Source organism: Streptomyces sp. NBC_00162 (genome assembly GCF_024611995.1).
Taxonomy (GTDB): Bacteria; Actinomycetota; Actinomycetes; order Streptomycetales; family Streptomycetaceae; genus Streptomyces.
Genome location: NZ_CP102509.1, coordinates 551,615 through 574,548, shown reverse-complemented (window position 1 = coordinate 574,548; position 22,934 = coordinate 551,615). Strand labels below are relative to the sequence as shown.

Here is a 22,934-nt window from a genome sequence, read left to right as displayed (position 1 = left end):
GGCCTGGCCCGCACCGCGCCGGTGGTCGGGACGCTAGTCGGCCAGGCGTCGCAGCCCTGTTCGCCGGTGTTGAGACCTTGCCGGGGGCCCCTGGTGCGCGGGTGGCGGCCGGGCAGGCTAGTTTGCTCGGATGAGTCTTCTTGATGATGTGGCCGAGCGCGACGGCTGGCGGTGCTGGGTGTGTGACGAACCGGTCGACCCCGATGAGTCGGTGAACGATCCGCGCGGGCCCAGTGTCGACAGCCGGACCGCCGACCGGAAGGCCAAGGTGGCCGAGCGGCTCGCGCACCGCGGGTGCAACACCCGCAAGGGTGCGGTCAAGGTGGTCATCGCCTGGCCGGAGCGCCTGTACGTAGTCGAACCCGCGCCGCTGATCGCCGTTGCCGAGAGGCTGGAGCGCAAGGGTGGCCGCGAGATGGTGGGCCGTTGCCCGACCAGGAAGGACGCCCAGGAGGCCGCGGATTGGCTGGTGGACCGGTTCTCCCGACTGGTACCGGGAATGCCGGTGACCGCCGACATCCAGGCGGGCGGCGGCCAGTTCCTCGTCATCCTGGCCACCGGCCGCCGCTGATCGGGGATCACCCGCACACACTCGCGTCGAGATGGCGGTCATCTGACCATCCAACCAACGCCGCAGAGCCTGGCCAACCAGCGTGCGAAGGCACAGCGCCTCCCGCAACCCGCGCCGGTTGTGGGGCCGTTGGCTGGACGATTGCTTTCAGCGGGGGACGACCCCAGGTGTGACCGGAGGTGTGAACCCCTCAAAGCGTCGACTGTCCCTTTGCCCAGGTCAGCCCCCGTGGGCAAGCCTCCGGAAAATGACACCTCTTCCCACGAAGTAGCCGTGGGAAGAGGAACGGTTCACTTCCCGGCCGGCGGAGGACGTGTACGCCACCAGGGGTACCTGCTGGACAGGGAGTAGGGAGTAGGACGAGCGCCGAAGCGGCCCCGTACCGTTCAGTCCTCCCAGTCCTCGTCGTCGCCGCCGCGCATGGTGCGCCATCCCTCGAGGTCTTCCAGCGCCTTGCGCGCCAACTGGGCGTACTGCACCGGGCACTCCCACAGCTCGCGGGCCGAGAGCTCGGCGGGCACGGGGGTGTCGGGGTGGTCCTCCGGCGCGTACAGGTGGACCACCGCGCGGTACCGGGACTGCACGGTGGAGTCGGCGGTGGACCAGGGGTGCTGCGGATGTTCGCAGGAGACGTCCAGGTCGATGGTGGCGAGCGCGGCCGCCAGGTCGCGCGCGTACGAGGGCGGCAGACCCTCGTACGTCTGGGCGATGCCCATCCACAGGCACAGGAACAGGCCGATCCGCTCCTCGTCCCGCGCCTGCCCGGTGAGCCATCGGCGGGCGGACCACAGGGCGACCGGGCCGGTGTTGTCCTCCCAGCTACGGCTGATCGCTTCCTGCATGGCGACGAGGTCGAGGCGGCCGTCGTCCCGGACGAACTGTGCGTCCAGATGGGAGACGTCGATGCCGCCGAAGAGCTCCTGGTGCGCCTCGTTCAAGCGGTCCAGGGCCTCATCGGCGAGGTCCGCGAGGAACCCCTCGCAGTCGAACACCGCCGGCTCTTCCTCGTCGAGATCGTAGTCCTCGGCGAATGCGGCCCGTCCGGCCTCGGTCAGCATGCTCACCCCCGCCTCGACCTGGTACTCCGAGTCCAGTTCCGCGGGGTGGGCGCCGGCCGGGCAGGTGCAGGAGGCCCGGTCCAACTGCGCACGGAACCCGTCCAGGGCCTGTATGTACGACGAGAACACGGACTTGCTGAAGATGCGTGCGCTGACGTACCAGCAGGTGGCATGCAGGAGGATCGTGTACCCGGTCCGCTCCCGGCGGCCCTCCGGGGTGGCGTCGCGGCCGAGCGCTTCCGCCGCGTCGTCGGCGAGGAGGGCGAGGGTCGATTCGGGATCCGCATAGGGGTAGTCGCTGACGATCCCGGACAGGTCGGAGATCAGTTCGCGGTGGTCGGCAGGCAGCATGGGCGTCGCTTCAGTCACATCCGTAACCGACGATTGCGCAGGTCGGACGGTTCCCGGGCGCTCGTGACTGATGGCCCGGGCTCGGTCCTGAGTCCGGAGGGCGGGGGCCGCCGCGCACGGCGTTGCACCTGACGCTGCCCAGTGCGCGGCCAACTTACTGCCGAGCTTGCGGGCCTCACGGCTGCGGCGGCGCGAGACTGCCGTCTTCCGCCTGACAACTGTTCGGCGCCGGCGCCCCGCGAATCGGGGCGAAGGCATGGGGCTCAGGGCATGGGGCTCAGGGCATGCTGGTGAGTGGCCAGGGGTTTTGGGCGTTGCGTCGGATCGCCGCGCGTATGTGGACCATGGCCAGGATGGCGCTCATGTGGGTCTTGCCCTCGGTGTACCGGACGTGACCCTTGCAGAACCAGAGGGCGTTCTCGGGATGCCCCTCATGATCGAGAGGTGGCGCTATCGCACGGAAGTACACGAGCGTGAAAGTCTCGTAGCCGTGGTCCCTGAGTGACGCGTTGCAGATCGCGCAGTACGGGGGCATCACGGCTGGTCAACTCCACTCCGCCGGACGAATCATGATCGCAATCCTATGTTCGTCCTGGTCACGAGCGCCCGTCTCGCGCCGCCTCTCGGTCTCGCAGCTGCGGCGTGATCGTGCTGCCGAGGAGGCGGTCCACGAGGAGTTCTGGGTAGCCGGAGGCCGGCGGGTCGATGCCGAAGATCGCCCGCAGGTAGAGCGGCGCGACGAGCTGGTCGAGGATCTGGTCGAGGGGTGGGGGGACCTCGCCGCGGGCGGTGGCGCGGTCGCGGATGCGCTCGATGGCGCCGATGCGGCGCTCGAACTGTTGCGCGCGCCCTTCCTGAGCTGTGGCGCTGCCTGGCATGGACAGGGCGACGGCGCGGATGAGCAGTCGCCCTTCGGGGGTGCGGATGCTCGCGACGCCGGCTTCGGCCCATGCTGTCAGGTCGCCGCGCAGGGTTCCGGTGTCGGCCAGCGGCCAGTCTCGTTCGAGGCGGGTGACGACCACGTCGGCCAGCAGTGCCTCCCGGCTGCCCCAGCGCCGGTAGACGCTGGTGTGGTTCACCCCGGCGCGCTGCGCGACCGCGGGGATGGTGAGGTCCGCGCCCTCGGGGTCGGACAGCAGGTCGATGACGGCCTGGTGGACGGCTGAGCGGACCTGCTCGGGGCTCTTGCGGAGGCGCGCGGCCGGTTGTTTCGGAGTCACCCGCACATCGTAAGCACATCCATTTGCTTATGGGCGCCGGCAGGGTCTACAGTCCTGCCGTACGCACAGATCTGTGCTTAGGGAGGGTGTGATGAAGCCGCTGCTGTTCCCCGACAACCCCCAGTTCTGGTACGAGACTCTGCGCTCGATGAGCCATATCGCCTACGGGGGCGCCGACTTCGGCGAGGTCGTCTCCACCAGCGCGCGTATCAAGGAAGGCGACTACGACAGCTGGCACGAGGAGTGGACGGCGACCGCCGACCGGGTGGCCGCCGAGGCGCAGCGGGCCCTGGACGCGGGCCACACCGTCAGCGCCCGGGATGGATTCCTGCGCGCCTCGAACTACTACCGGTCGGCGGAGTTCTTCCAGCACGGCCACCCGTGCGATCCCCGCCACGACCACACCTACGGCCGCAGCGTGGCCTGCTTCCAGGCCGCGGCCGCGCTCTACGCCCCCCGCATCGAACCGGTCCGCATCCCCTACGAGGACACCACCCTGCCCGGCTACCTCTACCGGGCCGACGGCACCGGCACGCCCCGCCCTACCCTGATCATGCACAGCGGTTTCGACGGCACCGCCGAGGAACTCCACTTCAGCGGCGCGCTGGCCGCCGTGGAGCGCGGGTACACCGTCCTGACCTTCGACGGCCCAGGGCAGCCCGGCCCCCGCCACCACCAGGGCCTGGTCTTCCGCCCGGACTGGGAGAACGTCATCACCCCGGTCGTCGATTTCGCCGAAACCCTCCCCGAGGTCGACAGCAGCCGCATCGCGCTCCTCGGGAGCAGCATGGGCGGCGTACTCGCCCCCAGGGCAGCAGCCTTCGAGCACCGCCTCGCTGCCCTGATCGCCGTCGACGGCGTCTACGACCTCGGCCAGATATCCACCCGCCACATCCCCGGCGACCGCGGCCAGGCCGAACGGCTCCTGCGCGCGGATTGCGCCCCCGAACTCGACGCACGCTTCGAGCAGATCACGGCCCAGGACGCCACTGCGCGGTGGGCGATCAACCACGGCATGTACGTGATGGGCGTCGACACTCCCCGGGCCTTCAGCGCCTCCTACCTCGACTACACCGTCGGCGGCGGCATCGCCGAGCTGATCCAGTGCCCCACCCTCGTGTGCGACGCCGCCGAGGACGAGTTCTTCAAGGGCCAGCCCAAGCAGCTCTACGAGCACCTGACCTGCCCCAAGACCCTGATGCTGTTCACCGCAGAGGAAGGCGCCGGCGCTCACTGCCACCCCGGCGCCATGCGCCTGGCCCTCGCCCGCATCTACGACTGGCTCGACACCACCCTCGCCACCGTCGCCCGATAGCCCGGCCGGCACCGGCATTTGCCCTGTCATGCAGACCCGGTCTCCCGGACCGCCTCACATCTCAAGGAAGCCCCGATGAACCGCACCTGTATCGAAGCCGCCCTCAACGACCTGCTCTTCAACCACGACATCACCCTGGAGAAGGCCGCCGACCGCCATTTCACCCCCGGGTACCGCCAGCGCACGGACGGCCTGTGGGCCGACCGTGCCGAGTTCCTCGACCACATCCGGCACCTGCGCGGCATCGTCGCCGGCGGCAAGGTCGAGGTCCACGACGAGCTCTACGACGGAAACAAGTACGCCGACCGGCACACCTGTCACATCACCAAGAACGACGGCACCACCGTCAGCATGGAGGTCTACGTCTTCGCCGATCTCGCCCCCGACGGCCGCTTCCACCGCATCGAGGAAACCACCCTGATGCTGAGCGGCTCCGACGCTGACCGCAACATCGGCAGCGCCCGCTGACCCCCAGCATGCCGACTGCCTGCCCCTGCCCGCATTCGGCCCCGCTCCGCCGACACCACCGTGGCCGCGCCCGGGTGGATCTCTCGGTTTCGTGACGGTGGTGTGAGAGATGGTGCGGGTTTGTGCGTTGGTGCTGGTTGGTGGCTGTTTCGGTGTGTGGGGTCACTGTCATGAAGGTGAGAGATCTGGGGTGTCCCTACTGTCATCGGGTGATAGACGTGCAGCTCGTGTACTGACACGGAGGCGAGAGATCGCATCTGGGTCCCCTTCAGCGACGCCCCTCCCGTCGGGTAGAGACCGCCCGGATCCGCGTCTTCGTGGACACCGTCCACGAGCCGTGTTGAACGTGTTCAGAAAATCTGACAGCATGGCGTCCGGGAGGGCCTGCCAGGCCGGGGGACGTGGATTCGTCTGCTTTCGGCACGAGTTGGCCATGAGATCCGGAGGTCGTTACGACATGATCATCGCCTTGTTCGTCTTCTTGTTGCTGTTGTTCCTGGGCCTGATAGTGGCTGTCGTGCCGGGTCTGCTCGTCGGGTTTGCCTTCGTCGCGGTGAGCGGCAAGTTGTCGTTCGCGGCGAGGGTTTCGTTGCTGGTGGCTCTGGCGGTGGGGACGGCGGCGCTGTGGCTGTGTCTGGGGGAAACCGCCAGTGTCCTGCTGCCGCTGGCCATGTTGGTGTCGTTCCTCGCGACCCTCGCTTCGGGAGCCATGTTCCTCGGGCTCGAAGCCCGCAAGCGGCGCGCACTCCGCCACCCTGCCCCGGCGTGGCAGAGCTGGTAGCCGCCCGCCCCCGTTTCCACCCGCCGCCCTGCGGGCGCGGCCGCCTTCACCGGGACCCTGCCCGCCCGTGCGGCCTCTTCACGCCCAGCTTGCCCAGCCCGCCGGGGCGGCGGACGTGGTCAGCCACTGCTCGACCGGCCGGCCGAGCACGGTTGCGTGCCGCGGGGCGGCGAGTGTCCCGTGCAGCTCGTAGTGCAACCCAGCCCCCACCGGCGGGTAGTCGGCGTGGCGTGTGTGTAGGGCTCGCTTCTCTGCCGGCAGCCCAGAGTCCCCCCGTACCGCGCCCAGTTCGATGTTCGAATTCAGGGGCGAGTCGGCGCAGTCCATCCAGGTAGCCGGTCTGCTGCGCATCACCTGGCGGCCATCCCCGCCGAACGGCTGTGGGTCAACCCCGGCCGGGGGCCTGAAAAGCCGAGGCTGGCCCGAGACCCGTGGGTGCTTGGAGAGCCTGGTGGCTGCCGCCTGCGAGGTCCACGCTGGCCTCACCGGCGACAACGCCTGACCCGCGCGGTCCCGGGGGCCGGACATCCCACGGTCCGGCCCCGGGCGGGGGCGACCGCGATGGTCGTCCCAGCTCGGGGGCCGCGGCTGTGGTGTCAGTGGGCCGGGCTATTCTTCCGGGCACCGCACACCGATCGTGAGGACCACCAGAAGTGACCGGCCTGTCCGCCTTCCCGCTGCCTTTCCAGACCTCCCGTTCCCCGGCGTTCGCGACGCCCCGGACGCTGCGGGAGCTGCAGATGATGCAGTGCAGCTCGCACCTGCGCGCCAAGCCCGTGTGGTTCGACAAGATGAACGACGCCGACATCGTCGCCAGATGGACGCAGGAAGCGGTGGCGCAGGGCCTGACCGAAGCGCAGGTGCGCTACGTTCTCGCCGAGCTGGGGCACTACGCCGCGTTGCGGGACGCGCGCACTGGCATCGAGGTGTCCGCGGTCGACGGGGTCTGGCAGTCGGACACCCTCGTCGACGAGCAGCTCAAGTCCCGGTTGCGTGAGGCGGTCCGGGTCCTGGAAGAGGTGCCCGAAGCGGAGCGGGACTGGCATCCCGGATCCGGCGGCCAGGTGTTGGATCTCGTGCACCCCTCACTGTTCTGCCTGGTGAGGGAGGTGAGCGGAGGGCCCGAGCGGGCCTGGCAGAACCCGACGAACCACTACTCGAAGTACGAGTTCTCGGAGAGGTTCCAGTGGCTGCCCACGGACGTCGACGTCAGTGACGACGGGGCCGTCACCTTCCGCTCGTACGTCAATAACGTCCACCCCGAGGCGCATCGTGCACTGGCGTCCGTCCTGCCGGACGTGTTCGCGCGCCTGCGCCCGCTGTTCGAGAACGTGCTCACCGATCTGCGGCACCCGCGGCCCCTGCGGATCGAGGCCGATCCCTACGGCTGGTACGACTCGGAACCGGAGTATCCGCGCCAGTCGTCCTACAGTGACAACGCGACCTACATGGATGCCCGCGCTGTCTGGGAAGAGGCCTATGAGGCCTGGTGGGAGAACCGCCGCCCGATCATCCCGGACGCCCCGGCCTTCAGCCCGCCTGCACTGCCCGACGCCTCTGCCCGGGTCGACCTGCGCGGCCGCCGGCTCCAGGTCATCGTCAAGCTCGCCACCGTCCACCTCACCCCGGACAAGCCCGAATACCCCGGCGGTTCCTGGCACGTCGAGGGCATGCTGAACGAGCGGATCGTCTCGACCGGCATCTACTACTGGGACAGCGAGAACATCACCGAGAGCCGGCTGGGATTCCGGACCGCACTCGACGACCCCCACTATGAACAGAACGACGACGCCGGGCTGCGCGAGGTCTATGGCCTTCAGGACGAAGACGCGCTGAACCAGGTGCTGGGCTCGGTACCGACCCCGTCGGGCCGCTGCCTGGTGTTTCCCAACGTCCTGCAGCATCGCGTGGACGCGTTCCGCCTCGCGGACCCCACCCGCCCGGGACACCGCAAGATCCTCGCGTTCTTCCTGGTCGACCCGGCGGAGCAGATCGTCTCGACCTCCGACGTACCGCCGCAGCAGCCCTGGTCCGACACATCGACCATGACGCTCGAGCAGGCCAAGACGTACCGCGAGGAACTCATGAAGGAAAGGAAGTTCTTCGTCGACGAACACAACGAGCAGCTCTACGAAAGGGAGTTCTCCCTCTGCGAGCACTGAACCGCGGGTGCGGGGACCCGGTCAGGGCGGGGTGAGACCGCGTACGCCTGAACGTCCACCAATCGAGCATGATGCTCCGTCAGGTCCATGGTGGTCTCTGCTGTGGTCGGCTGTGGACGGTGATGGTGCTGGTCGTGCTGACCGATTCATCGTTCTGGGACTCGATCGTGTTCGACGGGATCGACGACGTGGATGTCGAGGCGGTGACGGCTACGTTCGGCACGGTCGAGGTGGTAGCGAGAGGGCGGGCGGCCGGGGCGAAGTGTCCGGACTGCGGCCATTTCTCGGAGCGGGTGCACGACCGCTACGAGCGCAAGCTGAAGGATCTTCCGCTCGCTGAGCAGGGGTTCGCTATTTGGTTGGTGGTCCGGCGTTTCATCTGTGGGGCGTCGGACGTTCGCCGAGCCGTTCTCGCGGTTGGCCGCCCCGTACTCGAGGCAGGAACAGCCTCCACTGGAGCGGGCAGGAGGCGCTGTCAGTCGCGCATGAACACTGACCGCGACCTGGCAGTTAGCGCGTTTGCCCAGGGCTCCGCAGTACTGCGGAGCCACCCCGACTGACATTCTTCCGTCCTTGGGCAGCGACACGTCGTCGATCACCCAGGCCGTCGGGGCGATGAGCGGCAGCATGCGTTCGCAGATCCGAGGCTGCCCCGCCGCGGGTCCCAGGTGGACTGGTTCACGAACTGCTGCAGGTTCTGCTCGTTGCCGTCCGGCAGCCGCCGAGCGGCCATGGCCTGGATCGACTTGCGTCGGCCGTCCAGCATCAGTCCCCGCAGGTAGCAGTCACTCTTGGCTCGCTGGTCCTTGCGCCGCAGAGAGGCGAACGCGTCAGCCACATACAACGCCAACCCCGCTCGTACACGGTCCACTTCGCGTGTTTCCACACATCCAACATGCCCACGAACAGCCCGAACCGGAAGACCTAACGGAGTCCTACTAGTAGGCGGAGGGTTCCGGGGGCCTCAGTCCGTCGAGGCTCAGCACATTCTTCTCCGCTGTTGCGCTCAACCTCATTCGCCTCGGTGCAGGGTGGAACGGCCACCCACTCGACCGCACCCGTGGCTTCGCCGCGACAGCCTTCTTCGGTTGGCGGGGCACGGTCTTGGCCCGGTCGAGGTGCAGCCCAGGAGGCCGGCGGTGACAGAGTCTCCACAAGATCACCGCAGATTTGGCGAAGTCCCCGCAGGGCCCTCAACTACATGTGGGCAACCATGTTCATGATCACGCAGAATCACCGATTCTGCATGTAATCGGGACGCAGTCCGGCTCTAGATTTCCCTGTTGATCTTGCCGAGCGGCAGGATCGGAAGGGATGACACATCCGTGTCCAGACACACAGCCGGGCGTTCCGGCCTCAGACGCCACAGCGGGCGAATAGCTCTGGTCTCAGCGCTGATACTGGCGGCAGAAGCCGCGTTCGCGTCTGGCGCCCAGACAGCCGTTGCGGCACCGGGCGGGCCGACCACACCGGCTGCCTACAAGTCCCCCTTGAAGAAGAAGAAGGAGAAGGAGAAGGAGAAGGGCAAGGAGAAGGGAACAGCCCCGGCCCGGGAGGCCAAGCACCCGCAGGGGTCGAGGGCCTGGGCCGTCGCCCAGGCGAAGACGAGCGGCAAGCAGGTCGTCGCCTCCGACGAGACGACGGCCACCTCCTACACCGTGGCCAACCCCGACGGCACCCTCACCACAGAGCTGATGTCCGGGCCCGAGCGGGTCTGGCGGGCCGGCGAGTGGCGCACGGTCGACGCGACACTGACCACGGCCGCCGACGGAACCGTGACCGCGAAGGAGCACCCCAACGGGCTGCGCCTGGCGGGCAAGGGCGGCGCCGCGCCGCGCTCACTGACCGCCGCCCAGGACGACGCCCCGCGCGACCTCGTCACCCTTGGCACCGGTGACCAGGCGGTGACCCTCCAGTGGAAGGGCGGACTTCCCGCTCCGGAGCTGAACGGCACCACTGCCCGCTACCGGGAGGCCGTACCCGGCGCCGACGTCATCGTCGAGGCCACCCGGACCGGCTTCGAACAGTTCGTGGAGATCGGCAAGAAGCCCTCCGGCGCCTACTCCTACACGCTGCCGGTCAAGGCCAAGGGGCTCAAGGCCGAGGCGAACAAGGACGGGTCGGTGACGTTCACCGACGCCGGGACAGGTCAACGGCGCGCGACGATGCCCGCCCCCGTCATGTGGGACGCCTCGGTGGACGAACGGTCCGGCGAGCACACCCGCCGGGTCCGCGTGGCCATGCAGGTCGTGGACAAGGGGGAGGGCGCGATCGACCTGGTCGTCACCCCGGACGAGAAGTTCCTCGCCGATCCCAAGACCCAGTACCCGGTCACCGTGGACCCCTCCACCTCTGCACTGGCGAACACCTTCGATACCTACGTGCAGCAGGGCGAGACCGTCGACTGGTCCAACGACATCGAACTCGACTTCGGCGACCCCGGCACCAAGAACCCCGACGGCACCCCGCGCACCGCGCGCTCCTTCATCACGTGGAACACCACCCCGATCCAGGACGCGCTGATCGTCGACGCGAACCTGGCGCTGTGGAACTTCCACTCCGGGAACAACACCGACTGCAGCGCCCAGTCCTGGACCGTCTGGGACACCAACGCCCCCTCCACGTCCTCGCGCTGGACCGCGCAACCCACGTGGAACAAGCAGTACCACTCCTCGACCGAGACCAAGGGCAACCCGTCCTGCGCCGCCACCCAGCCGGACGGCTGGATCAACGCCGACGTCGACACCCTCGTCCAGACCTGGGCGTCCGCCAAGGCCACCCGCGGTCACATGGGCCTGCGCGCGGCCACCGACGACATCCGCGCCTGGAAGCGCGTCAACTCCGGCAACGCCACCGCGAACCAGCCGAAGCTGACCGTGACCTACAACTACCGTCCCTCCGACGGCACGGTACAGCAGGCCGGTCCGCCCTTCAGGACCTACAACGACGTGTGGGCCGTCGACACCCTCACGCCGACGCTCAGGGACAAGTTCGCCGACGCGGACGGCGACAAGGTCAATGGCAGCTTCCAGGTCTACGACGCGGAAACCAACGCGCCGATCCCCACGCCGGCCGGCGACGGCGTGCTCGTCTCCGACTTCGTCACGCCCGGCGAGTGGGCGAGCGTGCAGGTCCCGGCCGGGCAGCTCGTCGACGGCAGGATGTACAAGTTCCGCACCAACGCCTACGACGGCACCCACTACAACCTGGGTTGGTCCCCGTGGCGGTCGTTCGTCGTGGAGACCGCTGCCTCAGGACTTCCCACCAAGCTCCAGCCCGGCGACACCTACACGATCAGCGATCCCGCGCTGATCGCCGACCCCGCCCTGGTCGAGCAGGTCCTGAACAGGGACGGCAACCTGGAGGCGCTCGGCATCACGCCGCGCACCGGCCCGTCCGCCGCGCAGTCTGCCCCGGCACAGTCGGCACAGGCGGCGCCCAGCGCGGCAATGGCACCGACCGTCGGGACCATGGCCGCGTGGGAGCGCACGTACACCGTTCCCAGCCAGCGGTTCAACCGCGGTCGAAAGCCCGAGAACAACGGTAAGGATCCGTACGAATACATCGCCGATGTCGATGAGTGCCACAACGCCGACGACTCGGACAACGAGGCCGGGTGGATCAAGAACCGGTTCTCGTACTGCCAGGAGACCATGACCGTCATGCCGGCGATCAGGTGTGGCCTGTGGCCGCCGGGCTGCTATCTGAAGGGAACCTTCATCTCGACCAATACCCTGATCGGCCGGGGCCAGATGGGCGGCTTGGACGGCAGCACGCTGACCCGCTTCGCCGAGTTCGACTTCAACGTGGACGTCTTCATATCCAGCGGTGACTTCAGCCAGGCCGGCGCCAAGCTGGAAGCGAAGCTGGAGTGTGAGGGAAGCTGGGCCATCGGAGTTCCGGGCAACCCCACGGCAGAAGACGCCTGCCAGCCAGGTCTCCACACGGGCCGCAGTGATTCACCCAGCCAGTGGAAGTACAACGGTGACACGAAGTTCGACCTGTGGTCGCTGGCACCGAGGCTGCCCGATGTCGCGAACGGCGATCAGATTGCCACGGGCCTTTTCACCCCGGTACTCGAGTTCACGCTCCCCGGCTACTCCCAGCTCATCCCCTCCGAGGGCGAGCAGGGGGAGATCCGCTTCGACAGCGCCGCCTACAACGTACGGGCCAAGGCGGGCTCCGTATTCCCTGATGCCACACCCGCCCTGCGCTACGACCGGAGCGACACGTCCGACCCCGCCGCTCCCGTGGAGCCGTACTTCGGAGTAGCGGCGGTTGCGGACCACATCGGAGACGCGCTCGGCAACCCGGGTGGCACGTACCCGACGAAGAGCGACAAGAAGCTGCCGGGCGGGACCGCCGTGGACCCGATGTACCGCCTCGTGCCCGGCTTCGGAGCGACCGAGCAGGCACGCTACGACGCCAACCGGTCCGTCGTCTCCACCACGTGCAACAACGCCGCCGTACCGGGCAAACCCACGGCGGGAGAGCAGCGCGACTGCGACGAGTTCCCCTTCGCCTCCAGTTACCAGGGGGCCGCGCGCTACCAGTACGAGGGAGATCCGTACCGCAACGACTTCACCGTCCGCTACATCGACTCGAACGAGAACCAGGAAGCCGGGCGGCGCCTCGGCGCCTGGTACGACAATGACCGGATCCTGAGCCATGACCCGTTCATCGTCGTGATCGGCAGCTGACCGGGGCGGAATCCAGCCTGAGTCAGCCATAGTGCGGGGCCGGTCCACCGACCGGCCCCGCACCCATTTCACTCGGTCCCTAGCCGGCGGCCGTGCGCCAGATCTGAATCAGGCAGTACTGATCTGTACCGTCCATCTTCTCTTCGAGGCCCGTCGGCATGGGCAGCGGTTCCCGGATTCCCGCCAATGGAGAGGTGAACTCCCCGCGCTCACGGTTGAATATCCACTGCCATCGCATCCTGTACACACCGGACGAGGGCAGGACCAGGGGGATCTCCTGCTGCCCTCCATCGATGGTTTCCAGTGCGAGCTCACCCCGGGAAGCTCCACTTCCACGTCCTGCGCGCCGGACCACGAGGCATCGCTTGCCGGAGGAGCGGTTGACCAGCTCTCCAGACGGACCGACGCCCGAATCACCTGGGGCGGCACTTGCAGATACACCATGCCGGGGGCAGAAAGGAGCCACTTCGTGTGATCCGCGTGCGGCGAATACGTATCGACGCTCGTATCGACCAGCCCAAATATGCGATAACTCGGAGAAACCGTAGTCTCGAAACCATCCAGCAGCCTGCTCAAGGGTCACCTCACATGTCATCAATCGAGTCGCGAGTAGCAGTATGCCCTCGGATGCGTGGACGGCTTTGTGCGCGGTGAGTCGATGCGGGCGCCGACGAGGTGCGCAGTCGAGTCCCACGAGTCCGCAGGCAACGAAGACCAGGACGGTGGCCTCCGGCCCGCGTCACCCCACCCACGATTGGCTTCTGGGCTGGCTCGCCTCACCGGCTACGACGCAGACGACGAGTGCGTTGCCATGGGCGAAGGCCATTTGGGCGATGGCTACTGAAGTCTGACGGGTCAGCATCCTCGGCGTGTACCGGAACGCCTCCCTGGACGGCTGGAACGGGTACCACGGGTGGGGCGGCAGCGGGTCGTGCCGCTCCACCGACCAAGTTGCGGACGGCTTGAGTAGGCGCGGTCTGCGGGCCGAGAGCGCTGCTGTTCCAGAACGGTCCCGAGCGGCGACCTGGTGGTCGGTGCAGTGCCGTTTCGGCGGTGAACCCATGTCCCCGGCCGGGTGAACCGCGTCGCAGGGTCCTGTTGCTGATGGTGTGTGGCCGGTACAACCGGCTCATGATGATCACGCGCGGGCCGTAGTCGCGGCCGCTGCTGCGCTCGCCCTGTCCCTGCCTGCTACGACCGCGCACGCCGCGGAAGAGGGGCGTGCGGTGCCGCAGGTCCTGCCGATCGGGGTTGCGGTGTCCGCGCTCCCGGTCGCGGTCGAGGACCGGACCGGCTACCGGCGGACCTCCTTCAAGCACTGGAACACCGGCGACCTTCCGAACGACGGCTGTAACACCCGTCAAGAGGTCCTGCTGTCCGAGGCCGTGGAGTAGCCGGCCATCGGTCCGGGCTGCGCGCTGAGCGGGGTGTGGGGTGGTCGTACTACGACTGACCGTTTCCGACCTGGTCAGCGATGCGCAGCCGTCATGCAACCGTGCGTTCGGCGCCTTGCAGACTGCCTCAGTACCTGATCCATATCCCCCGTGGTGCTCCTCCGCGGACGTGGTCCGGGTCCCTGTGGCGTTAGGCGAGGGGATGAGATGAACTTCGACGGGAACGAACCGCAGTCTCGGTCAGGGGCGGGTGCTGGCAGCGTGATGTTCGACTCCTCGTGTTCTGGCGGTGGGCGTCAAGGAGTAGTAGTCGGCTGAGCATCGGCCGGGAGGATTTGGACAATGCCGACCCAGGGGAACTCACCACCGGTCCTGTGGAACGCACGGACTTCCCATCGCCCTGCGGGCACGGGAACTGGGGCTTCGGCTGGTTGGCCTCTGCCGTCGGGGTAGGGCACGCCGAGATCCTCACCGGCCTCGGCCGAGTCCATGAGAACAGCTGGGCCATCGGTCTCCCAGACTCCGCACTTCTCCCACGGCGTCGCCGGGTCGCTCAGGACGGCCTCGGCGGCGGCGAGCAACTCCGCGTCGGAGTCGGCGGCGAGCCACCGCAGGAAGATCCTCTGCTCGGGCAGGTAGCAGGTGGTGGCGGGCTCGTCGCTAAGCACCAGCACGGACGCAGTGCGGGTGTCGCCCAGACTGATCACTTCGGCGTACTCCTCGACCGCGCAGGCCCGGTCGTAGTCGTCCGGCTGGTCGGTGCCGCCGACGATCACACCGTCCTCGGTGCAGCCGCCCCACTGGTGCAGGGCAGATGCCGGGACGACGACCAGCGGCCCACCCATGGACGGCACCCAGGCCGGACCAAGCCTGTGGCGGATAGCGTTGTCGCTGTTACTCATGCGCGTAGTCTGCCGTTGCCAGTGACAGGCCGAGCTACTGGACGGCTGCGAAGGTGCCACGGATGTGACCGCGGTCATTCGCGTGTGTGTTCGCGGGAGGGCGGCTGGTTGGCCCGGCGGGACTGCCGACGGGTGATGCGCCTGGGCAGGAGGGTGATCGCGGCCCAGGTGATCAGCGATTTCGAGTGCTGGATGAGGCGTTCGTAGTCGCGGGCGTGTCTGCGGGCGTGCATGACCCAGGCCAGTGTTCTTTCGACCACCCAGCGGCGGGGCAGGACGACGAACCCGACGCGTTCTTCGGCCGGCTGACTGTCTTCGGCGTCAGGTTCAGGTACTTCTTCGCCCCCGACGAGCTGTCCGGCGTAGGCGGAATCGGCCCAGACGATCGTGATCTCGGGGTGCCTGAGCCTCAGCCTGAACAGGACTTCCTTGGCCGCGTCGCGGTCGGTCATGTCGGCCGGGGTGACCATGACGAACAGCGGCAGGCCCTTGGTATCCACCACCAGGTGCCGCTTCCTTCCGTTGATCTTCTTCGCTGCGTCGTAGCCGCGCGAGTCTTTGCCGACGGTCTCGGCGGCCTTGACGGACTGGGAGTCGATGATGGTGGCGACTGCTCCAGGGGAGCGGCCCATGTCCCGGCGGGACGCGTTTGCGGAGCTGGTCTCGGATCTGTCCGATCACCCCGGCGGCGGCCCAGCGGGCCATGGCGTTGTAGCAGGTTCGCCAGGGCGGATAGTCCTTGGGCAGGGCTCGCCACTTGCAGCCGGTGTCGACGACGTACCGAATTGCGTCCACGATCTCGCGCCGCAGGTGCTTCTCCGGCCGCCCGCCGCGAGGGGTCTCGCAGGCCGGCCAGGCCCGCGCGGGCTTGATGGGGTGAGAGTTCGCTGGATCTGACCAGCTGCTTGAAGGCCAGACCGGCAGGCCGTGCCTCGAAGAGCGCGAACCGGACGGTGTCGGCATGCCGCTGGGCCGCGGGAGACCGGCGCTGTGACGCGCACGGCATCCCACTACTCGCCCTGCAGCAGGCGGTGTCGGCGTACTTCTCTGTGTGCACCGCCAAGTACAGAGACGTGTGCACCGAGGTGGCTCCCGTTCTGTGGCCGGGTTCAGTCCCGTAGCGTCTGCTCTCTCAAGTATCTGAGAGTGGTGAAGGGGGATCTCTTGGAGGAGAGCGAAGCGCGGAGACGTGCAGAAGAGTTCGGCCGGACCCTGACCGACCGTTGGGATGAGTGGGCCTTCAAACTCGGCCTGGTAGCGACCCCGGCCAGCAGGGGCGTCTATGGCTTCACTTGGTATCCCACGGCGAAGGACGAACAGGGGCGCCAGATCCGGGGCGGGGGAAACTGGCCCATCATCGTCGACCAGGACACCGGGGCATGCCGACTCGTGCACGGGACGAAGGAGATGGCCGCGCTCAGGGGCATGTCAGGAGTTGGCGTGATCCGCTTCGACGACGCCAGCACTCGTCGGCGGCGCCGCAATGGCCGCTAGGGTCCGTCTTCAAATTGATCAGTCGATGTCGCCGCGGCGTCCGCTTGAGCCTGGATCTGTTGCAGGGCCTGAGTGAACACGCCGTTAACGGCGTAGCGGCGGAAGCGGGAGTAGACCGTCTTCCAGGAGTCGTAACGTTCCGGCAGGTCACGTCAGGGAACCCCGGTCCGAATCTTGTAGACCATCGCATTGAGGACCTTGCGGTCGTTTACTCGCGGACGGCCTGCCCTCGCCTGTGGCAGCAGCGGTGCGAGTAACTTCCACTCGTGATCGGCAAGTTCGTCTGACGGTGATGTACGGGATCATGATCCCGGAAGCGTCAAGTGCTGGGGACAACTCCCTGCCCCTCCGTAGGAGTGCCCGCCGTGCTTGCCTACGCGGGTGAGGCGACAGGCCAGGTGTACTCGAGCTCGGGCAGCTCAAATCCTTGCTCGAACCGGCAGACGCGTTCGTCAGTACGGAGAGCGCCATGCCGCTCGTAGAAGGCGATGGCGCGTGTATTGGCGCGCAGCACTTCCAGGTAGACCGAGCTACCCGGGTGTTCATCGGCCGCCCATGCCAAGGCGTGCGCCAGCAGCCGGCCGCCAATCCCGGACCCGGTGCGGCCCGGCCTGGCGTGCAGGTTGTCCAACAAGAGCCGACCGTCAGATTGAGGGATCAAATACGCGAAACCCTGCATTTCCGCCGCCTCTTCCGCCACGAACAGCGCCGCCCCTGGGTGCGGCTCGTCAAGTCGGCCGAACCAAAGCTCCAGGCGATTTTCGAGAAGAGGGCCAGCCAAGAAGCTGCTGGGCATGATTTCCGCATACGCCTTACGCCAACTCTCGGCATGCAGCGCCGCAACCTCGGCCGCATCGCTCCTGCGGCCCGTTCTGATCTCCATGGGTTCCAGCCTCGCCCATGAGCATGAGCGATGCCACATCAGGGCAGGTGAAACGGCTAACATTGCCATTTGAAGACGGACCCTAGGGTGCTCAGTCACCCGTAGGTCTGGTGGCAGAGCGCGGCCACGGCGGGGCTGGTGACGCCGTGCGCGGCGCGGCACAGCTCCGTCATGTCCGCGGCCCCCCACCCCTGGCGCGCCGTGCCGGACGGTGCGGCGCGTGCGTACGGGTCGGCCCCTTCGCCTTCCTGGGCTTGGGCTTGGCGGCGGGGTGCACGGCAGGCCTGGGCGGGGTCGTCCTGCGCGGCCGGACCGGACCTTCGGCCCTGCGGTCGGGAGCCCGCCGGGGCGGCGGCCGGCTCGTCTCCTGCTGCCCGGCGAGTGTCCCGCGTCGTCAGAGAAACGGTTCGGCGACGGCCCACTGGACGACTGCGATCGCGGATAGAGCGTGTTGACCCCGCCAGGCCCGTTTCTCAGTGCGAACATCCGACCCGTCCTGGTCCGTTATTGCTCTGCCTCTGAGGGGAGATCCGGATGCCTAGGGTCCATTCTTATGCCAGTCTGCTCGCCGCGCTCCTGCTGGCTCTAGCCGGAGTGGCAGCCGCAGGCGCCACGCCGGCGCATGCCGCTACCGAGAAGATCACCATCAGCCGGTTCGGGCCTGGTCCGGCCGCGGATGTGGGGCCGGGCCTGTGGTCGCGTGCGGTGGTGGAGGCCGCCGGCCCGGGGGCGGTGCGTGCTGCACTGCGGGCCTGGCACCGGCAGGGCGGCCGGCTCTCGATCGCGTTCCGGCGTCTGGCTGGAGTCCCCTCGTCCCCTCGTCCCCTCGTCCGGTATCCAGGACGATGGCAGGGTTCACGGCGCTGGGGACCTCTTCGGCTCCTGGTCGCGAGGCGGACTCTGACAGGTCAGGTCCCTCGCGGGGAGCCGGCCCGTGGTGAGGTAGGTGTTGACGGGGTCGTTGGCGCAGGAGGTGGGGTCGGTGAGGTACACGCCGTGGCCCTGCCCGCCCTTCGCCAGCACCATCCGCGAGCCCTTCAGAGCGCGGTGCAGGCCCTGACCGCTGCTGAGCGGGGTCATCGGATCCCACTCGTTCTGCACGGTCAGCACCTTCGCCTGGTGCGTCATGGGCGTCGCGGCCTCCAACGGCCGCTGCCAGAAGGCGCAGGGCTTGATGTTCGACGCGAAGTCCCCGTACAGCGGGTACTTCACCTTGTCCTGGACCGCGTCCCGCGCGTACTGCTCGGGGTCGCGCGGCCAGTTCTCCGTGTCCCCGCACACCACGGACCAGTAGACGGCGGTGGCGTTGTCACCGGGGGTGGCCGCCGGGGCGGGCCCGTTGCCCGCCGCTGGGGCGGCCGCCGTGTCGGTATCCGGCCCGGTGGCCCCCCGGCCGCCGGCGAGGAGCCTCTTCACGTCCGCCACCCCGGCGTCCGCCGGCAGGGGCGTCCGCTCGGCCGCGGCCTTGATGGACCTCGTGATGATCGAGGCCTCGACCGGGGAGTAGAACACTCCCGGGTCCCGGATGTCGTCACCCGTGATCTTCTGCCCGAAGTAGTCGATCGGTTCCCGGTCGGCGCGCGCCACCAGTGCCCAGAATGTGTCGGACACCGCCTCGGGGGTCGCGCCGAGGCCGTATTCGGCCGAGCGCTCCGCCGCCCAGCGCGTCCACCGCTCGAAGGCCGGCCCGGAGCTGGTCGCCCACACCTGGTACATGCCGCGCCAGACGCGGTGCGGGTCCACTGCGCTGTCCAGCACGAAGCGGTCCGTCCGCTGCGGGTACATCTGGGAGTACACCGCGCCGAGGTAGGTCCCGTACGAGTAGCCCAGGTACGAGATCTTGCGCTCGCCCAGCGCGGCGCGGATCACGTCCATGTCGCGGGCCGTGTTGCGGGTGGTGATGTACGGGAGCACGTCACCGGCCTTCTCACGGCACTTGTCCGCGACGTTGCGCGCCCACGCCACGTCCGAGGAGAAGCGCTCGGGCCGGTACGCCCCGCCGATGCCCGTCTCGGTCTGGTTCAGCCCGCAGGTGACCGGGCTGCTGGCTCCGACGCCGCGCGGGTCGAAGCCGATGAGGTCGTAGCGGTCCCGTACGTCCTTGGGCATCTCCGTGCTCATCCGCATCGGCCGGTAGAGTCCGGTGGTGCCGGGTCCGCCCGGGTTGAGGAGTATGACGCCGTGCCGCTTGGCCGGGTTCTCGCTCTTCACTCGGGATATCGCGAGGTCGATCGTGGGGCCTTGGGGGCGCTCGTAGTCGAGCGGGACCTTGAGGGTCGCGCACTCGTAGGTCGCCGGTTTGTCTGCGCTGCAGCGGTGCCAGGCGGGCTTCTGGCTCATGTACTCGGGGGTGGACTGGGCAGCGGATGCCTGGGGAACAGCCAGCTGGGACAGGGTGGTTGCGATGAGTCCGGCGGTAGCCAACAGCGGTGCGAGGCGCTTCATACGTGCGGTGTCCCCTCTTTCGGAGATTGCGTGCCTGCCCACCGTGTTGCATCGGCGGGCGGGGCGAATCCCCCGTAAGGGCCACTCCTTGTACAACTCACGTACCATGCGATATTTCGCCAGCTGGCCGACACGCGGCAGTGGGCCTGACGGCGCGTCGGCCGGACCGCGCCAGTCCGACAGAGGACCGGCCTTGCCCGGCTGGTCCACCGATGCGGACGCCGACACCCTCGCCGCCCTGTCCGCGGGCATGTTCGGACTGACCGTCAAGCACCTGGCCGCGCCCGGGATGCCGCCCCTGGCCGTCCTCGGCGAGGCCCGCGTGATCGACCGGTTCCGGTCGGGCTCGGGAGGCCTGCGCCTCATTCTGGCCTGGCCGGCCGGCCTACGCGGCACCGCCGCCTCAGGTGCACGAGGCGGGCCGGTCCGTCACGGCGTCGCCCATGTCGGGCCGGGCGAGGGGTGCGTGTGCAGGCGCCAAGACTGCGGCGGCGTGGTCCCCGTCTCCTGGTGCGCCGAGCACGGCGACGCCGTGGGGCCGGTGTGGAGTGGCACCCCGAAGGCGGTATCCGCTGCCATGTCGTCGTTGCTGAACTTCCGCAGCACAGCGGCGCCCTGTGCCAGCGCGAACCACTCACGCACCGACGCGGGTACAACATGGCCGTGCACGGACTCGAAGCGGTCCAGTACCGCCTCCGCCTCCTTGGATATCTCCAGGTCCAGCCCGGCGAGTTCTGCCGCACGACCGTGGAACCGCAGCGTGTCCGCCGGCATCCTCCGTACCCCCTGTCTTCGCTGGCGGGCCCAATGTCCGCCGGCCAGGACTGCGTACCTGGACACGCTCGCCGATCTCGGCGTGACCGCGGATCTGGACGACCGGCAGTTCGTGGCGGCGTGATGTCAGCGCGGGCCGGAAAGGTCAGGGGTGTGGGCGGCCGCGGTGATGGCGGCGTCTTCCGTTTTCAGGGTGAGGGTCGGGTTGGAGCCGGTGCCGGTGATCTCCAGGACCGCAAGGCCGCCCATGAAGCGCAGGTCGACCCGGGTGCTGTCGCCGTCGGGCATCCGGTGGATCCGGGCCGCCGGGTAGTCCAGTCCGGTGAGGGCGGTCCGCAGCGCCTGGTGGTCGGCGGGGGCGGCCTTCCGCAGGGCCTCGGTGATCCGGCGGGCGTGCAAGTCTGCGACGCAGCGCTCCGCCTCGGTCAGCGGTACCTCCGACACCGTGCCCGGGCGGGTCGGCGTCGCGGCGGGAAGGGGCGGCGCCGGGTCGTCGAGCGGGACCGGGATCGACCCGTCCGCGTTCGGAATGCCGGGCGGCGTCTGCCCCGGGCCGTAGCGGGGCGTGACCGGCCCGGAGCCGCCCGGCAGGTCCTCGGGGCGGGGCGCCCCTCCCCAGGCGTCCTCGGGGCGGGGTGCGTCGGCCGCGCCCTTGTCGGAAGGGGCTCCGGGGGAGCACTCCGCAAGGAACCGGCTCGTCGTCTCCATGAAGCGGATCTCCGCCGCGTCGGCCCCGGGGGCGTGCGACGCGGCGGCCAGGAGCGCCTTTCCGGCGGGGGACCGGTCGGCGTCCGCGTTCGGGACGCCGCATGCGGAGAGGGCCAGGGCGCCGAGTACGGCCGCCATCAGGGGCTTCGGGAGGGAGATCGTTCGCATGATCGCAGCTTGCCGGTGGACCGCTGCCCCGCACGTGAGTACCCGTACTCACTTCCGGGCTCCGGACCACCGATGAGTACCCCGGCCGGGGTACGGGCGGGCTGCGGGCTCAGCCGCGAGGAGGCAGCGCAGCCCAGGCATTTGCTTCCTCCGGCGACCCGTAGGACGCTCGCACCCGAACTGCCCGTAGCCTCGACCGTTCGACGGGCACGCCGCAAGGGCTGCTGTGGCTTGCAGCGCAGGGCCGCGTCGAGCCCGGGGCGTGACGGGGGAGTCGTGCGCAAGGCCGGCACGGGCCGCCGGCGCCGTGGCCCTGGTGGTGACCTGTTGGAGGAACACGTGGAAAAGGCTGAACCCCAGCGGCGATCGCACTGTGATGCGGGGGAGCCGGGTGAGGGTATGGACGGTCTGCGTGAGCGCGGGTTCGCCCGCTACGGCGCTGCGCAGCTCGGTATCATCCCGGCCGGCTCCGCTGCGAGGGACTTGGCCAGGATCCGGGAGGTCTTCGCGGCTCTGCCGCCCGACCCGTACGCTCCGGGAACGAATCGGTTCCGCCGGTACTCCCATGCCGTGTACCTGCCGTGGAAGGACGAACTGTCCTGGATTCCCGGAACCCCCACCCCGTACACGGTACGGTCACCGACTTCTCCCAGGGCGAGGGCGATCCTGAGTACCCGCGGACGCGGCGAGTGCTCCCCGACATCCCCGAGGCGCTGCGCGGCAACGCTCTGCTGTTGCGACTCCTGCGCTGGGACATCGAGCAGGTCCTGTCCCTGAAGAACCTGGGGAGACGGCCGCTGTGGGCTGGTGTCCACCTGATCAGGCTCGGCGTCGACCGTCCCGGACAGGACGCCGTTTCCTCCCCGAACTGCTTGCACCAAGACGGAGGCTCGGCCAGCACATTCACTTTCGCCCACCTGATCAGCCGTACCAACGTCACCGGCGGGCAGAACGTCATCGCCACACCCGGCAGCGCAGGCCTCCAGCCCGAGGACCCGTGGGCGGACATCCACGCCGACTTCACCCTCACCGACCCACTGGACGGCTACGCCGTCCACGACCACAGAGTCAGCCACTACGTCGGCCCGGTCCGCGCGGGCTCCGAGCCAGGGCCGGGCGAACGGTCCATCCTCATCATCGGCCTCGCCCCGTACATTCCCCAGCTGTGACACCGGCACCACCCGAGCCCGCCGGTACGCGCTGCCGTCCTCGACTGGGCCGGAGCCGTGGTGCTGGCCGGCGCGTGGCGCTCTGGCGCCCTGCACCTTCCGCAGGCCGCTCCGCCGGCGCTGGACGCCCCGCATTCTCAAGGGCGCTCGGCACGCCAGAGGGCGGGACCGGGAGTGGTCGATGCGCCTGCTCATGTGCGGCTCCTGCTGTGGAGGGGCCGCTGCAGTTCTTCGCTCATCTTCCCCGGGAGGAACTGCAGCCGGTAGCTGTGCCCGAGAGGCCTGATACCGCCTCCGAGGGCCCCGTTGCGCTCCTCGGTTGGATGACGCTCCGGGTCGTGTACGGGGCCGGGTCTGCCCGGTCCGGACGT

General features: G+C 68.6%; 17 protein-coding genes and 6 pseudogenes. 10 read left to right on the top strand and 13 right to left on the bottom strand.

What is annotated here, in order from left to right; all coding sequences use genetic code 11:
* Positions 1–130: 130 nt before the first annotated feature.
* A complete protein-coding gene (locus JIW86_RS03215) occupies positions 131–571 on the top strand; it encodes a hypothetical protein (protein WP_215140860.1) in 441 nt (146 codons plus the stop codon).
* 386 nt (positions 572–957) lie between these two features.
* Here the strand turns inward: JIW86_RS03215 and JIW86_RS03210 are convergent, their stop codons facing one another.
* Both JIW86_RS03210 and JIW86_RS03205 read right to left on the bottom strand, forming a co-directional pair.
* Complete coding sequence (locus tag JIW86_RS03210; RefSeq protein ID WP_257552396.1) at positions 958–1,980, bottom strand: hypothetical protein; 1,023 nt, start codon at positions 1,978–1,980, stop codon at positions 958–960.
* Between the two features lie 596 nt (positions 1,981–2,576).
* Positions 2,577–3,200, bottom strand: coding sequence for a TetR/AcrR family transcriptional regulator (locus tag JIW86_RS03205; protein WP_257552395.1), 624 nt, complete (start codon positions 3,198–3,200; stop codon positions 2,577–2,579).
* 91 nt (positions 3,201–3,291) lie between these two features.
* On the opposite strand from JIW86_RS03205, the gene JIW86_RS03200 reads away from it, so the two are divergent.
* The 3 genes from JIW86_RS03200 (at position 3,292) to JIW86_RS03190 (ending at position 5,764) form a co-directional block, all read left to right on the top strand.
* Positions 3,292–4,515 carry an alpha/beta hydrolase family protein gene (locus tag JIW86_RS03200; RefSeq protein WP_257552394.1) on the top strand — a complete coding sequence of 408 codons (1,224 nt, stop codon included), beginning with the start codon at positions 3,292–3,294 and terminating at the stop codon, positions 4,513–4,515.
* Between the two features lie 75 nt (positions 4,516–4,590).
* Positions 4,591–4,983: a nuclear transport factor 2 family protein gene (locus tag JIW86_RS03195; RefSeq protein WP_257552393.1), complete on the top strand. Its 393-nt coding sequence runs from the start codon at positions 4,591–4,593 to the stop codon at positions 4,981–4,983.
* A 457-nt stretch (positions 4,984–5,440) separates the two neighbouring features.
* Entirely contained in the window at positions 5,441–5,764 is a 324-nt protein-coding gene (locus JIW86_RS03190; RefSeq protein ID WP_257552392.1) for a hypothetical protein, read from the top strand.
* 78 nt (positions 5,765–5,842) lie between these two features.
* On the opposite strand, the gene JIW86_RS03185 is transcribed toward JIW86_RS03190, so the two are convergent.
* Entirely contained in the window at positions 5,843–5,974 is a 132-nt protein-coding gene (locus tag JIW86_RS03185) for a hypothetical protein (RefSeq protein WP_257552391.1), read from the bottom strand.
* Positions 5,975–6,417: 443 nt separating this feature from the next.
* Here JIW86_RS03185 and JIW86_RS03180 point away from each other — a divergent pair, with 443 nt between their 5' ends.
* Together JIW86_RS03180 and JIW86_RS41560 are read left to right on the top strand one after the other, a co-directional pair.
* Positions 6,418–7,926 carry a DUF4246 domain-containing protein gene (locus JIW86_RS03180; protein ID WP_257552390.1) on the top strand — a complete coding sequence of 503 codons (1,509 nt, stop codon included), beginning with the start codon at positions 6,418–6,420 and terminating at the stop codon, positions 7,924–7,926.
* Between the two features lie 68 nt (positions 7,927–7,994).
* Positions 7,995–8,249: pseudogene (locus JIW86_RS41560) on the top strand (hypothetical protein); the annotation flags it as partial.
* 109 nt (positions 8,250–8,358) lie between these two features.
* On the opposite strand, the pseudogene JIW86_RS03175 reads toward JIW86_RS41560, so the two are convergent.
* Positions 8,359–8,812 (bottom strand): annotated as a pseudogene (locus JIW86_RS03175) (transposase); the annotation flags it as partial.
* A 439-nt stretch (positions 8,813–9,251) separates the two neighbouring features.
* Here JIW86_RS03175 and JIW86_RS03170 point away from each other — a divergent pair.
* Positions 9,252–11,210: pseudogene (locus JIW86_RS03170) on the top strand (DNRLRE domain-containing protein); the annotation flags it as partial.
* A gap of 2,642 nt (positions 11,211–13,852) precedes the next feature.
* On the top strand, positions 13,853–14,020 hold the full coding sequence (locus JIW86_RS03165; protein WP_322975485.1) for a hypothetical protein: 168 nt from the start codon (positions 13,853–13,855) through the stop codon (positions 14,018–14,020).
* A 296-nt stretch (positions 14,021–14,316) separates the two neighbouring features.
* Here JIW86_RS03165 and JIW86_RS03160 read toward each other — a convergent pair whose 3' ends face one another.
* The 4 genes and pseudogenes from JIW86_RS03160 to JIW86_RS03150 all read right to left on the bottom strand — a co-directional run.
* Positions 14,317–14,922, bottom strand: coding sequence for an immunity 21 family protein (locus JIW86_RS03160; protein ID WP_257559202.1), 606 nt, complete (start codon positions 14,920–14,922; stop codon positions 14,317–14,319).
* Positions 14,923–14,996: 74 nt separating this feature from the next.
* Positions 14,997–15,554 (bottom strand): transposase, encoded by a 558-nt coding sequence (locus tag JIW86_RS03155; protein ID WP_322975484.1) that lies wholly within the window; start codon positions 15,552–15,554, stop codon positions 14,997–14,999.
* Positions 15,555–15,648: 94 nt separating this feature from the next.
* Positions 15,649–15,717: pseudogene (locus JIW86_RS41555) on the bottom strand (hypothetical protein); the annotation flags it as partial.
* A gap of 43 nt (positions 15,718–15,760) precedes the next feature.
* Positions 15,761–15,928, bottom strand: a pseudogene (locus JIW86_RS03150) (RacP protein); the annotation flags it as partial.
* A 158-nt stretch (positions 15,929–16,086) separates the two neighbouring features.
* Between JIW86_RS03150 and JIW86_RS03145 the strand changes: the two are divergent.
* Positions 16,087–16,416: a hypothetical protein gene (locus JIW86_RS03145; protein WP_257552389.1), complete on the top strand. Its 330-nt coding sequence runs from the start codon at positions 16,087–16,089 to the stop codon at positions 16,414–16,416.
* Between the two features lie 152 nt (positions 16,417–16,568).
* Here the strand turns inward: JIW86_RS03145 and JIW86_RS42020 are convergent.
* The 5 genes and pseudogenes from JIW86_RS42020 to JIW86_RS03125 all read right to left on the bottom strand — a co-directional run.
* Positions 16,569–16,682 (bottom strand): annotated as a pseudogene (locus tag JIW86_RS42020) (transposase); the annotation flags it as partial.
* A 107-nt stretch (positions 16,683–16,789) separates the two neighbouring features.
* Positions 16,790–17,299, bottom strand: coding sequence for a GNAT family N-acetyltransferase (locus JIW86_RS03140; protein WP_257552388.1), 510 nt, complete (start codon positions 17,297–17,299; stop codon positions 16,790–16,792).
* Positions 17,300–18,154: 855 nt separating this feature from the next.
* Positions 18,155–19,744, bottom strand: coding sequence for an alpha/beta hydrolase (locus JIW86_RS03135; RefSeq protein ID WP_257552387.1), 1,590 nt, complete (start codon positions 19,742–19,744; stop codon positions 18,155–18,157).
* A 429-nt stretch (positions 19,745–20,173) separates the two neighbouring features.
* The gene (locus JIW86_RS03130; RefSeq protein ID WP_257552386.1) at positions 20,174–20,518 is read right to left on the bottom strand and encodes a hypothetical protein; all 345 of its coding nucleotides are present in this window, start codon (positions 20,516–20,518) and stop codon (positions 20,174–20,176) included.
* A gap of 126 nt (positions 20,519–20,644) precedes the next feature.
* Entirely contained in the window at positions 20,645–21,394 is a 750-nt protein-coding gene (locus JIW86_RS03125; protein WP_257552385.1) for a hypothetical protein, read from the bottom strand.
* Between the two features lie 581 nt (positions 21,395–21,975).
* Between JIW86_RS03125 and JIW86_RS03120 the strand changes: the two genes are divergently transcribed.
* The gene (locus tag JIW86_RS03120; protein WP_257552384.1) at positions 21,976–22,563 is read left to right on the top strand and encodes a 2OG-Fe dioxygenase family protein; all 588 of its coding nucleotides are present in this window, start codon (positions 21,976–21,978) and stop codon (positions 22,561–22,563) included.
* Positions 22,564–22,934: the final 371 nt, after the last annotated feature.